The 12482-nt window shown below is 70.8% G+C and carries 12 protein-coding genes and 2 riboswitches; of the genes, 4 read left to right on the top strand and 8 right to left on the bottom strand.

The genetic code is table 11. The features are described 5' to 3' along the window. The first annotated feature begins 5 nt into the window (after positions 1–5). Positions 6–452, top strand: a complete 447-nt coding sequence (locus ACTWPP_RS02675) for a winged helix-turn-helix transcriptional regulator (protein ID WP_443102419.1) — start codon at positions 6–8, stop codon at positions 450–452. A 103-nt stretch (positions 453–555) separates the two neighbouring features. Here the strand turns inward: ACTWPP_RS02675 and ACTWPP_RS02680 are convergent, their stop codons facing one another. The 6 genes from ACTWPP_RS02680 to ACTWPP_RS02705 form a co-directional block, all read right to left on the bottom strand. Next, positions 556–897: a VOC family protein gene (locus tag ACTWPP_RS02680; RefSeq protein ID WP_443102420.1), complete on the bottom strand. Its 342-nt coding sequence runs from the start codon at positions 895–897 to the stop codon at positions 556–558. A gap of 287 nt (positions 898–1184) precedes the next feature. Further along, positions 1185–2558: an L-serine ammonia-lyase gene (locus ACTWPP_RS02685; RefSeq protein WP_443102421.1), complete on the bottom strand. Its 1374-nt coding sequence runs from the start codon at positions 2556–2558 to the stop codon at positions 1185–1187. Between the two features lie 55 nt (positions 2559–2613). After that, the gene (glyA, locus tag ACTWPP_RS02690; RefSeq protein WP_443102422.1) at positions 2614–3870 is read right to left on the bottom strand and encodes a serine hydroxymethyltransferase; all 1257 of its coding nucleotides are present in this window, start codon (positions 3868–3870) and stop codon (positions 2614–2616) included. A 2-nt stretch (positions 3871–3872) separates the two neighbouring features. Then, entirely contained in the window at positions 3873–4262 is a 390-nt protein-coding gene (gene gcvH / locus ACTWPP_RS02695; RefSeq protein WP_443102423.1) for a glycine cleavage system protein GcvH, read from the bottom strand. Positions 4263–4404: 142 nt separating this feature from the next. Next, positions 4405–5499 (bottom strand): glycine cleavage system aminomethyltransferase GcvT, encoded by a 1095-nt coding sequence (gene gcvT / locus ACTWPP_RS02700; RefSeq protein ID WP_443102424.1) that lies wholly within the window; start codon positions 5497–5499, stop codon positions 4405–4407. A 73-nt stretch (positions 5500–5572) separates the two neighbouring features. Next, a riboswitch (glycine riboswitch) is annotated at positions 5573–5659 on the bottom strand. A gap of 4 nt (positions 5660–5663) precedes the next feature. Next, a riboswitch (glycine riboswitch) is annotated at positions 5664–5759 on the bottom strand. 44 nt (positions 5760–5803) lie between these two features. After that, positions 5804–6130 carry a hypothetical protein gene (locus ACTWPP_RS02705; RefSeq protein WP_443102425.1) on the bottom strand — a complete coding sequence of 109 codons (327 nt, stop codon included), beginning with the start codon at positions 6128–6130 and terminating at the stop codon, positions 5804–5806. A 241-nt stretch (positions 6131–6371) separates the two neighbouring features. Here ACTWPP_RS02705 and ACTWPP_RS02710 point away from each other — a divergent pair, with 241 nt between their 5' ends. Continuing rightward, on the top strand, positions 6372–7670 hold the full coding sequence (locus tag ACTWPP_RS02710) for a M50 family metallopeptidase (RefSeq protein WP_443102426.1): 1299 nt from the start codon (positions 6372–6374) through the stop codon (positions 7668–7670). On the opposite strand, the gene ACTWPP_RS02715 is transcribed toward ACTWPP_RS02710, so the two are convergent. Next, a complete protein-coding gene (locus ACTWPP_RS02715) occupies positions 7660–8757 on the bottom strand; it encodes a PLP-dependent cysteine synthase family protein (RefSeq protein ID WP_443102427.1) in 1098 nt (365 codons plus the stop codon). The genes ACTWPP_RS02710 and ACTWPP_RS02715 overlap by 11 nt on opposite strands. A gap of 89 nt (positions 8758–8846) precedes the next feature. Here ACTWPP_RS02715 and ACTWPP_RS02720 point away from each other — a divergent pair, with 89 nt between their 5' ends. Beyond that, positions 8847–9920: a hypothetical protein gene (locus ACTWPP_RS02720; RefSeq protein ID WP_443102428.1), complete on the top strand. Its 1074-nt coding sequence runs from the start codon at positions 8847–8849 to the stop codon at positions 9918–9920. 24 nt (positions 9921–9944) lie between these two features. Here ACTWPP_RS02720 and ACTWPP_RS02725 read toward each other — a convergent pair whose 3' ends face one another. Then, entirely contained in the window at positions 9945–11471 is a 1527-nt protein-coding gene (locus ACTWPP_RS02725) for an ATP-dependent DNA ligase (protein ID WP_443102429.1), read from the bottom strand. A 143-nt stretch (positions 11472–11614) separates the two neighbouring features. On the opposite strand from ACTWPP_RS02725, the gene ACTWPP_RS02730 reads away from it, so the two are divergent. Then, positions 11615–12349, top strand: a complete 735-nt coding sequence (locus ACTWPP_RS02730) for a hypothetical protein (protein WP_443102430.1) — start codon at positions 11615–11617, stop codon at positions 12347–12349. Positions 12350–12482 lie beyond the last annotated feature (133 nt).

A 12482-nucleotide genomic window follows, 5' to 3' on the forward strand; every position in this document is an offset into this window, starting at 1 on the left:
CCGGCATGCCGAAGGACGCCCGTCCGCGCGAGTGTTCCGTCGCCGACACCCTGGACCTGGTCGGCGAACGCTGGAGCCTCCTCGTCATCCGCGAGCTCAGCTACGGGGTGCGGCGCTTCGACCAGATCTTCCGCAACACGGGCGCGTCCCGCGACATCCTCACGTCCCGGCTCCGGAAACTGGAGGCGAACGGCATCATCCGCCGCGAGCGCTACAGCGACCACCCGGCCCGCTACGAGTACCACCTGACGCCCGCGGGCGTGGAACTGTGCGACGTCCTGCTCGTCCTGATGCGGTGGGGCGACCGCCACCTCCACGCGGACGACCCGCCCGTCCGCTGGCAGCACTCCTGCGGCCACCCGGTCAGCCCCGTGGTCATCTGCCGCCACTGCGGCAACGAGGCCCGCCAAGGCGCCCACTCACCCACCGGCCGCGGCGCCCTCACCTCCTGAACTCAGCGCTCGGCCGCCACCCGCACGCCGAGCCCGATGAACAGCCAGGATGCTCTGACCCGGCAGGACGCCGTGCGGCTGACCGGAGTCGGCGTCCGGGTCGTCAGCCCGGGCCGCCGCCGAAGCTGATCTCGTTGCCTTCCGCGTCCCGGTAGGTCACTTTGCTCACGCCGTTGTCGTAGGTCTCGCGCTTCGCGGGTTCGAGGCCCCGCCGGGCGATCTCGGCGACGCGGTCGTCGAGGTCGCCGACGAACGACAGCACCAAGGCGTTTCCGGCCCGTTCCGGCTCCTGCACGATGTAGATGTACCGGTGCTCGGCCACCTCCCACACCGCCTCGATGTCGTTCGGCAGGAACGACGGCGGCCCGCCGAAGAACCGCTCGTACCACGGCAACGCCGCGTTGTAGTCGGTGACGGGGATGCCGGCGAACAGATCCAGTGCCATGTCGTCCTCCATGCGGAGCCGATGTGTCGCCGGTACCGACCTCGGCGGCGCCGGAGATTCATCGTTCCCGGCCCAGGATGTCGAGGACGTGGCCGTGGAGCGGGACGCCGACCGCCCGGCGCAGTACCTCGTTGTGCCGTTGTAGTTCGGCGTCGCAGCCGCTGGTGCCGGGCGTTTGTTCGCCTGCGGCGTGTCGAATCGCGGTCCCTTCACGGCGCGGCCCGGGGCCGTCCGAGCGGGATGGACGAACCCGCAGCGGGGCTCTCGTGTTGTACCGGTCCCGGCTGTCAGCATTCGATGACGTTTACGGCTAGGCCGCCCCGGGAGGTCTCCTTGTACTTGTCGAGCATGTCGCGGCCGGTGTCCCGCATCGTCTTGATGGCCTTGTCGAGGGAGACGAAGTGGCGGCCGTCGCCGCGGAGGGAGATGCGGGCGGCGCTGATGGCCTTGATGGCGCCGACGGCGTTGCGTTCGATGCAGGGGACCTGGACGAGGCCGCCGACAGGGTCGCAGGTGAGGCCGAGGTTGTGTTCGATGCCGATCTCGGCGGCGTTCTCGACCTGCTCCGGGGTGCCGCCGAGGACCTCGGTGAGGCCGGCGGCGGCCATCGAGCAGGCGGAGCCGACCTCGCCCTGGCAGCCGACCTCGGCGCCGGAGATGGAGGCGTTCTGCTTGAACAGGACGCCGATCGCGCCTGCGGTCAGCAGGAAGCGGACGATGCCGTCGTCGTCGCAGCCCGGGACGAAGCGGTCGTAGTAGTGCAGGACGGCCGGGATGATGCCGGCGGCGCCGTTGGTGGGGGCGGTGACGATGCGGCCGCCGGCGGCGTTCTCCTCGTTGACTGCCAGGGCGAAGAGGGTGACCCAGTCCATTGCGTGGAGGGGGTCGGACGCCTCTTCCGTTGACAGCTGGCGGTAAAGCTGGGGGGCGCGGCGGCGGACCTTGAGGCCGCCGGGGAGGAGGCCCTCGCGGGTGCGGCCCCGGGTGACGCAGGCTCGCATCACGTGCCAGAGGTCGAGGAGGGCTTGGTGGATTTCGCCGGGGGTGCGGCCGAACGCCTTTTCGTTCTCCAGCATGAGGGCGGAGATCGACAGGCCTGTCTCGTGGCAGCGTTCCAGGAGCTCGGCGGACGTGTCGAAGGGATGGGGGAGGGCGGTGTCGTCGGGTTTGATGCGGTCGGCGCCGGTGGCGTTCTCGTCCACGATGAAGCCGCCGCCGACCGAGTAGTAGACCTTTGTGCGCAGTTCGTTGCCCGAGCGGTCGAGGGCTGTGAAGCGCATGCCGTTGGGGTGGCCGGGGAGGGATTCCTTGCGTTCGAAGATGAGGTGTTCGTTGACCACGAAGGGAATTTCGTGGTCGTCGAAGAGGTGCACGGTCCCACTTTCGCGGATCTTCTTCAGGCGGGCGTCTATGCCGTCGACGTCGACCAGTTCGGGTTTGTCGCCTTCCAGGCCGAGGATGACGGCCTTGTCGCTGCCGTGACCCTTTCCGGTGAGACCGAGGGATCCGTAGAGGATGGCCTGGACGGATGCCGTCTTCTCCAGCAGCCCGTCCTGGTGCAGGCCGCGGGCGAAGCGGTGCGCGGCGGCCATCGGGCCTCCGGTGTGGGAGGACGACGGGCCGATCCCGACTTTGAACAGGTCGAAAACGCTGATGGCCATTGCTACCCCTTTGTAGCCTGCGCCCCCTTCCGGTGTGGAAGGGGGCGCGGTGACGTCACAAATCCGGGTACAGGGGATGCTCGTCGGCGAGCGCCTTCACGCGGGCCGACAGGGCGTCGCGGTCGAAGGTGGGCTGGAGGGCCAGCGCGATGATGTCGGCGACCTCGGCGAAGTCGCCGGTGGTGAAGCCGCGGGTGGCGAGCGCGGGCGTGCCGATCCGCAGGCCGGAGGTGACCATCGGCGGGCGCGGATCGTTCGGGACGGCGTTGCGGTTGACGGTGATGCCGATGTCGTGCAGGCGGTCCTCGGCGTCGCGGCCGGTGAGGTCGGAGTCCACGAGGTCGACCAGGACGAGGTGGACGTCCGTGCCGCCGGTCAGGACCTTCACGCCGGCCTTGGCGGAGTCCTCGGCGAGGAGGCGTTCGGCGAGGAGCCTCGCCCCCTCGACGGTGAGGGACTGGCGTGCGCGGAACTCGTCCGACGCGGCGATCTTGAGGGCGACGGCCTTGGCGGCGATCACGTGCTCCAGCGGGCCGCCCTGCATGCCGGGGAACACCGCGGAGTTGATCTTCTTGCCGTACTCCTCGCGGGCGAGGATCAGGCCGCCGCGGGGGCCGCCGAGCGTCTTGTGCGTGGTGGTCGTGACGATGTCCGCGTACGGGACGGGCGACGGGTGCAAGCCCGCGGCGACGAGGCCGGCGAAGTGCGCCATGTCGACCATGAGCAGGGCCCCGGACGAATCGGCGATCTCCCGGAACGCGGGGAAGTCGAGCTGCCGCGGGTACGCCGACCAGCCCGCGACGATCATCTTGGGACGGTGCTCGGCGGCGAGGGACGCCACCTCGTCCATGTCGACCAGGCCGTCCTCCGCGCGGACGTGGTAGGGCACCACGTTCAGCGTCTTGCCGGAGTAGTTCAGCCGCATCCCATGGGTGAGGTGCCCGCCGTGCGCGAGGTCGAGGCCGAGGATCGTGTCGCCGTGGTGGAGCATCGCGAAGTAGACGGCCGTGTTGGCCTGCGCGCCGCTGTGCGGCTGGACGTTCGCGTGCTCGGCGCCGAACAGCGACTTGGCGCGGTCGATGGCCAGCTGCTCGGTGACGTCGACGTGCTCGCAGCCGCCGTAGTAGCGCCGGCCCGGGTAGCCCTCGGCGTACTTGTTGGTGAGGACGGAGCCCTGCGCCTCCAGGACCGACACCGGCGCGAAGTTCTCCGAGGCGATCATTTCGAGCGTGGACTGCTGCCGCCGGAGCTCGGCGGCGACGGCCTCGGCGACTTCCGGGTCGGCCGTGGCGAGCGAATCGTTCAGGCTCAAGATCAGCTCTCCTCGATCAGCTTGTCGTAGGCGGCGGAGTCGAGCAGGTCGCCCGGCTCCTCGGAGACGCGGACCTTGAAGATCCAGCCCTCGCCGTACGGGTCGTCGTTGATGACCTTGGGCTCGTCCACCACCGCGCTGTTGATCGCGGTGATCTCGCCGCTGACGGGGGAGTAGATGTCGCTGACCGACTTGGTCGACTCGATCTCGCCGCAGGGCTCGCCCGCCTCGACGGTGTCGCCCTCGGACGGCTGCAGCTCGAGGTAGACGATCTCCCCGAGGGCGTCGGCGGCGTGCGCGGTGATGCCGATGGTGACGATGCCGTCCTCGCCACCGAGGCCGGACACCCACTCGTGCTCTTCGCTGTAGCGGAGCTGCTCCGGAACGCTCACGATCACTTCTTTCTAGTCATGGTGGGGGCCGGTCCCCACACCGACCAATTTCTTCTTGTCACTGTGGAGGGTGACCCCCCACACACCCACAACTTCTCCTGTCACTGTGGGGGGTGACCCCCACACCCCCACAAGTTCTTCTTCAGGAACGCTTGTAGAACGGCAGGGCGACCACGTCCACCGGCTCCTGCCGGCCGCGGACGTCGACGGCGAGGCCCGTCTCCTCGACGCCGCTGTCGAGGTACGCCATGCCGATCGGCGTGCCCAGTGTGGGCGACGGGGCGCCGCTCGTCACGACCCCGCACGGCGTGCCGCCGGACGTGACGACCTGATACCCCTTGCGCGGCGCGCGACGCCCGCGCGCGACAAGTCCCACGAGCCTACGGCCCGGCGGGGTCTGCGCCTGAGCCGCCAGGGCGGTCTTCCCGACGAAGTCGCCCGGCTTGTCCAGCTTCACGATCCGGCCGAGGCCCGCCTCGAACGGCGTGGTCTCGGCGGTCAGCTCGTTGCCGTACAGCGGCATCCCCGCTTCGAGACGAAGCGTGTCGCGCGCGGACAGCCCGGCGGGGACGACGCCGTCCACCCCGGCGAGCGCCTTCCACAGCGCGACGGCGTCGGACGCGTCGACGAACAGCTCGAAGCCGTCCTCACCCGTGTACCCGGTGCGGGCAATGAGGGCGTCGACGCCCGCGACCCGCCCGGCGAGGACCGCGTAGTACTTGAGGTCGGCGACCGCCGCGTCGGTGAACCCTTCGAGAATTTCCTGGGAACGAGGGCCCTGCAGCGCTATCAGCCCGTACGTGCCGGAACGGTCCTCGACGGCGGCCTCGAAGGGCGTGGCCCGTTCGGTCAGCGCCTCCCGGACGACGGCCGTGTTGGCGGCGTTCGCGACGACCATCCAGGTGGCGTCGGCGAGCCGGTAGACGATCACGTCGTCCAGGACGCCGCCGTCCTGCCCGCAGACCATCGTGTAGCGGGCCTTGCCCACCGGCATCGACGCGAGGTTGCCGACCAGCGCGAAGTCGAGCGCGGCGCCCGCGCCCGGCCCGGAGACGAAGATCTCCCCCATGTGCGACAGATCGAACAGCCCCGCGCCGGTGCGGACGGCCTGGTGCTCGGCAGTCTCGCTCGCGTAGCGCAGCGGCATCAGGTGGCCGGCGAAGTCGACGAGGTTCGCGCCGAGGTCCTGGTGGACGTCGTGCAGCGGCGTCTTCTTCGCGGTCGGGTCGGCGGACATCGGTTCGGCTCCTTCGTCACGGGCGCGTGTGGTCCATCGTCCCACTCGCGCACCGGGCGGCTCGGTGCCTCCCCCTCTGTCATCGGCGCCTGAGAGCTTCACCCGCCACCGGGGCGGGCTTTCACCTTCGGCGGGGGACGGGGTCCCCGCTTTCCAGAGGTCGCCTGGTCCGTGCGGTCCGTGGGCCTGAGAGGTTCCGGGGAGGATTTGCTCCTTCGGCGTCCCTCACCGGCTGCAAGGGACTCTCCCGCACGGGATCATCGGCGTTCAGCATCCTATGGCATCGTCCTGGACGCCGCGAGGGTCAGCGTGGTGCGGGGGGCGGGGACGCGGACAGCGCCTTCATGCACGTGCGCAGGGCCGTCATTCTCTTCTCGATGTCCTGCTTGGGAGGCGTGGACGCCGGGTTCGGGCTCGGCAGCTCCACGCCCTGCTTGCGCATGCAGTCGTTGAACGCCTTGGTCGCCTCCGACTGCGGGGGCGGCGAGGGCAGGACCGCGTTCCCCTCACCGGACGAAGCGGCCGGCGGCGCGGGCGATGACGTCTCCGCGGCCCCGCCGCCGTCGTCGGAGCCGCCGCATCCGGCGAGGGCGAGCACCAACGCCAGGGCCGCTACATGACCGCGCTTCAAGGCAGTACCTCCGTGGACCGGGGTGGGGCCGTCATGGTGGCAGGCGGGACGTCCCGTCAATACCGACGCGGGTGCCAATGACGCGTGCGCGGATTAGCAGCTCACCTCAAATCGGGGCACAAAAGGCGTCGGTCCGGCTTGCGCGCTGGTTCAACCAAAGCGGGGCCTGTGACGTACTCTGAGTTGGTTGCTGTTGACCACCCCCCGGTGAGCGGGGTGCATGACCGGAGGGGCTAGCCGCATGGCCTACGTGGCTGGAGCGTTGATTCTGTTCTTCGGCCTCCTGGTGTCCATCGCGCTGCACGAGCTGGGGCACTTCTCGTTCGCCAAGCTGTTCAAGGTGCGGACCACCCAGTTCATGGTCGGGTTCGGGCCGACGATGTGGTCGTGGCGCCGGGGCGAGACCGAGTACGGGATCAAATGGATTCCGCTCGGCGGCTACATCCGGATGATCGGGATGCTGCCACCGCGCAAAGGCGACGCCCCCGGGAAGATCCGGCAGGCCAGCACCGGCCCGTTCCAGGGCCTCATCGAGTCCGCGCGCGGCGTGGCGCTGGAGGAGGTCAGGCCGGGGGACGAGAACCGCGTCTTCTACGGCAAGAAGTGGTGGCAGAAGCTGCTGATCATGTCCGGCGGGCCCGCGATGAACCTGCTGCTGGCGGTCATGTTCTTCGCGATCCTCCTGATGGGAATCGGCACGAACCAGCCGCAGCCGGTGATCCGGGAGGTCGCCGAGTGCATGGTTCCGGCGAGCCAGTCCGAGCTCACCGAGTGCCCGGCGAACGCCGCGCCGACCCCGGCGAAACAGGTCGGGCTGCAGGCCGGTGACCAGATCGTCGTCTTCGGCGGCAAGAAGATCGACGACTACCGGGAACTGCAGGAGCTGATCCGCGGGGCGGGCGGGCAGACCGTGCCCATGACCGTCGAGCGCGACGGGCGGGACGTGGAGCTGAACGTCCCCATCACCCGCAACCGGATGTACCACCTGGAGGACCGGGACAAGATCGTCGAGGTCGGGTTCCTCGGCATCACGCCGACCAGCGCCGTCGAGCGGCAGGGCCCCGGCGCGGTCGCGAGCACGATGGGCGACCTGACCGCCCGCACCGCGGGCGCGCTGGTGCGGATGCCGGAGAAGATGGTCGGCATCTGGCACGCGGCGTTCGGCGGGGACGAACGCGACCCGAACGGCCCGATCGGGGTCGTCGGCGTCAGCAGGATCGGCGGGGACGTGGCCGCGTCCGAGACCCTCACCGGCACCGAGAAGGTCTCCTACTTCGTGATGCTGCTCGGGTCGCTGAACCTCGCGGTCGGGATGTTCAACCTCGTCCCGCTGCTGCCGCTGGACGGCGGGCACATCGCCGGCGCCCTCCTGGAGGCGATCAAGAAGGCTTTCGCCAAGGTCTTCCGGAGGCCCGACCCCGGCTACGTGGACGTCGCCAAGGCGCTGCCGGTGACGTACGTGATGGCGGCCGTCCTGATCGTCATGGGCGGGCTGCTCATCTACGCCGACCTCGTCAACCCCGTCCGGTTCACGGGGTAGCGGGCATCTCGCCTGTCTTCAGGAAGCCGTTCAGCGCGGCGAGGTAGGGCGCTATGTCCAGGCCCTGCTCCGCCAGCCACGCGTCCGACCCGTAGGTGCCCGCGTAGCGTTCCGCGCCGTCGCAGATCAGCGTGACGACGCTGCCGCGTTCCCCGCTCGCCCGCATCTGCGCGATCAGTTCCGCCGCGCCCCACATGTTGGTGCCGGTCGAGCCGCCGACGTCCCGGCCGGTGACCTCGCTCGTCCAGCGCATCGCCGCGACGGACGCCGCGTCCGGTACCCGGATCATCCGGTCGATCACCGTGGGCAGGAAGGACGGCTCGACGCGGGGGCGGCCGATGCCCTCGATCCGTGAGCCCGCCGCCGTCCGCTCCGGGTCCCCGTCGGCGAACGAGCCGAAGAACGCCGACCCCTCCGGGTCGACGACCGCGAGCCGCGTCTGGAACCGCCGGTAGCGCGCGTACCGGCCGATCGTCGCGGACGTCCCGCCGGTGCCCGCGCCGACCACCACCCAGGACGGCTCGGGGAACCGCTCCAGCCGCATCTGCTCGAAGATCGACTCGGCGATGTTGTTGTTGCCGCGCCAGTCCGTGGCGCGCTCGGCGTAGGTGAACTGGTCCATGAAGTGCCCGCCGCACTCGGCCGCGAGCCGCCGCGACTCGTCGTAGATGGTCGACGGGTCGTCCACCAGGTGGCAGCGGCCGCCGTGGAACTCGATGAGCTGGATCTTCTCCGGGCTGGTGGACGCGGGCATGACCGCGATGAACGGCAGCCCGAGCAGCCGCGCGAAGAACGCCTCCGACACCGCCGTCGACCCGCTGGACGCCTCGATGATCGTCGTGTCCGCGCGGATCCAGCCGTTCGCCAGCCCGTACAGGAACAGCGACCGCGCGAGGCGGTGTTTCAGTGAACCGGTGGGATGGACGGACTCGTCCTTGAGGTAAAGGTCGATGCCCCACTCCGGCGGCAGCGGGAACACGTGCAGGTGCGTGTCGGCGCTGCGGTTGGCGTCGGCGTCGACGAGCCGGACGGCCTCGGCGATCCAAGCCCGGTACCCGGGGTCGCAGTGGTCCTCGATGCGGGTCACGGCGGCTTTCTCCTCGGATCGTCGCTGATCGGCCGGGTCCCACGATATCCGTGCATGTCACAGGGCATGATGGAAGCTGCGGGGGGCAGATGATCGAGATGTTCGACGCGCGCATCGTGGAGACCGGGCGGCTGCCGCTGTTCGGTTTCTTCGTCGCGTTCATGATCACTTTTGTGTTGACGCGGGTGAACGTCCGGCTGATCCGCTCGAACGTGCGGTGGTTCCGGAACGTGACCGCCGGTGACGTGCACATCCACCATGTCGTGTTCGGCGTCGTGCTGATGCTGGCGGGCGGCGTGGCGAGCCTGGCGGTCCCCGACGCGCTCGTCGGCCTCGACCTGGCGGCGGCCGTCGTGTTCGGCATGGGCTCCGCCCTCGTCCTGGACGAGTTCGCGCTGATCCTGCACCTCAGCGACGTCTACTGGACGGAGAAGGGCCGCGCGTCCGTCGACGCCGTCTTCGTCGCCATCGCCGTGACCGGGCTGCTGCTGCTCGGCGTCCATCCGCTCGGCTACGAGAGCCTCGGGCTGGACCCCGGCGCCGGAGCCATGTCGCCCGTCTACGTCGCGTTCCTCGTCGTCAACCTCGCCCTCGCCGTCCTCACGCTGCTGAAGGGCAAGATCTGGACCGGGCTCATCGGCCTGTTCGTCCCCGCCCTGCTGGTCATCGGCGCGATCCGGGTGGCGCGTCCCGGCTCGCCCTGGTCGCGCTGGCGCTACGACCACGAGTCGCGCAGGTACCAGCGCGCCGTCCGGCGGGAGAATTCGATCCGCCGGCCGCTCATCCGCGGCAAGATCTGGGTGCAGGAGTTCATCGCCGGGCGGCACGACCTCATCCCGCCCGAGCTGCTGCAACGCCGCACCGAGGCCACCGACCGCGCCCGCCGCCGGCGGCTCGCCCGTGTGCAGCGCAGGGCCGCCGCCCGCGCGGAGCGCAAGGCCGTCTCCCCCTTCCGGCGCAAGACCCGGACCTGGGCCGAACGCCGCGCCGAGACCCGCACCCGGCGCGGCGCCGTCACCCGCGGCGGGAACGCGTCCCGGATGCGGACGCGCGCCGCGTCCAGGCGCCGTGACCGCCCGCCCGCCCCGGAACGTGACTCCCGCCAAGCCCCGGAGGAGGAACCCCCGACCGGTGGACGCCCCCGAGCCGGCACACCCAGCTGACCCACCGGCTCGTGACCGGGGGGTCTAGTCCATGACCGGGGCGACGGCGCGGACGGTTTCGATCGTGTCGGCCTCGGCGGCGGACTTGTCGGGCCGGTAGCGCAGGACGCGGGCGAAGCGGAGCGCGATGCCGCCCGGGTAGCGGGGGCTGTGCTGGACGCCGTCGAACGCGATTTCGACGACCAGCTCGGGCCGGACGTGGACCGTCCAGTCGTCCTCGCGCACGGCCAGTTCGCGGAGCCGCTTCGTCTGCCAGGCCAGCAGCTCGTCGGTGAGGCCCTTGAAGGTCTTGCCGAGCATGACGAACCCGCCGGTCTCGGGGTCGCGGGCGCCGAGATGCAGGTTGGACAGCAGCCCCTGGCGGCGGCCGTGCCCCCATTCGACGGCGAGGACGACGAGGTCGAGGGTGTGCCGCGGCTTCACCTTGATCCAGCCCGCGCCGCGCCGCCCGGCCGTGTAGGGGGAGTCGAGGGACTTGACGACCACGCCCTCGTGGCCGCGCGCGACCGCCTCGTCGAAGACCTCCTTGGCCCGCGCGGGGTCGCCGGTGACGATCCGCGGCATGCGCAGCTCCTCCGGGACGACCCGGGTCAGCGCCGAGTCCCTTTCGGCGCCCGGCGCGTCGAGGAGGTCGGCGCCGTCCAGATACAGGACGTCGAACAGGTACACCGACAGCGGCACCGGCTCGGTGTTCTTCGCGGTCCGCGTGGCGGTGCGGGCGGCGGTGACCTGGAACGGGTGGGGGCGCCCGTCCGGCCGGAGCGCGATCAGCTCGCCGTCGAACACGGCCGCTCGGACGGGCAGCTCCTGCACGGCCGCCACCACCTCGGGCAGCCGGGAGGTGATCTCGTCCAGCGTCCGGGTGAACACCCGCACCTCGCCGCCGGACACGTGGACCTGCGCGCGGATCCCGTCGAGCTTCCACTCGACGGCGGCCTCGGCGTCGAGCTTGCCGAACGCGTCCTCGGTGGACGGGGCGGACGCCGCGAGCATCGGCTTGATCGGCCGCCCGACCTCCAGCGTGAATTCGCGCAGCGCGCCGACGCCGCCGGCGAGGGCGGCCGTGGCGACCGGCCCCAGCGTCCCGCGCAGCATGAACGCCCTCCGTACCTCGGCGGCCGGCACTCCGGCCGCCGCCGCGATCGCCTCGGCCATCACGCCGTCCAGCGCGCCCTGCCGCAGCTCGCCCGCCAGCAGCCTGATCAGGAAGCCCTGCTCGGTGCGGGTGGCGCGGGCGAACAGGGCCGCGAGCAGGTCGCGCCGCCGGGCGACGGAGCCCGGCCCGGAGACCGCGCCGATCTCGGTGAACGCCGCGTCCACCTCCGGGACGGTCAGGGTCGGCTCCGCGGCGGGCGGCGGGATTTCCCGCAGCGACGCGTACCCGACCCCGATCTGGCGTTGCGGCAGCTCACCGGACAGGTACGCGACGACGGTCGCGGCCTCGCCCGGCTCCGCCGCGCGCAGGCACTCCGCGAGCGCGGATACCTTGGCCTTGCGGCCCGAGGTGCCCGCCACGGCCTGCGACGTCCGCGTGATGTCGGCTATCAGCACTTCTCCATTGTGACCACGGGGTCTGACAATCCACACCGTCCGGGGGCCTGGTCAGGGGATGCGGGCCTGGCTACGTTGACGGGAGGCGGGCCGGTGAGTCAGGCGAGCCGGTGAGAGCGAGACGGGGGAGTGAGGAGCGGGGAGTGGGGCTTCAGCGTCCGTCGGAACCGTTCCACCGGGTCTACTCCGCGCCGGAGCCGCCGTCGCCGGCCCGCAGGCCGAAGCTGCTCAAGCTGCTGGCGGTGGCCGCCGCCCTCGCGGTGGCCGGGGCGGTCGTCTTCCTGGTGATGCCCGGGCAGGGCGCCGACAAGGCGGCCGCGCGGCCGACGCCGGCCGGCACGCCGGAGACCCCGGCGCCCTCCGCCACGTCTGCGCAGCGGATCGTCCGGGCACTGCCTGCGCCGTGCGGGACGGTGTCGGAGGGCACCGTCGACCGCACCGTCCCGGGGGCGACGCGGCGGGAGAGCGCCAACTCGACCTTGACGACCTGCACCTACTCCTCGAAGGGCCCGGCGTTCCGGTGGCTCCGGGTGGAGGCGCACCTGTACACGCCCGGCAACACCCCGACCCCGGTGAAGGACGCCGAGAACTACTACGACGCCCAGTGGGCGCAGGCGCACGACGCCCCCCTGTTCCGGACGTACACGCTTGAGCGCCACCGGGGCATCGGTGACGAGGCGTATCGCTGGTTCAAGGCCGATGAGGGCCAGCCGACGGTGGTGGGGGAGGTCACCGCCCGGATTCGCAACGCGGTATTCACGGTCAGTTACAGCGAGGGGACGTCCGGTGAGGGCGGCCGGGACGAGCGGGAGCGGGTGTGCCTCGGCAAGGCCGCCGCCGTCGCCCGCGAAGTGCTCACCGCGCTAAATCATTTCTGACCTGAATCGGCCGATCATGGCATATTTTCTGTCAACACCTTCTAGGGTGATGCGGTAATAGGGGAGGGGTGCGCCGATCATGCTCCCCGCCGAGGCCGGATGGTCGGCGTGCTGCAACGCCTGGGAGGAGGAG

The sequence above is a fragment of the Actinomadura sp. 3N407 genome (assembly GCF_052245875.1).
In the GTDB taxonomy this organism is placed as follows: domain Bacteria; phylum Actinomycetota; class Actinomycetes; order Streptosporangiales; family Streptosporangiaceae; genus Spirillospora.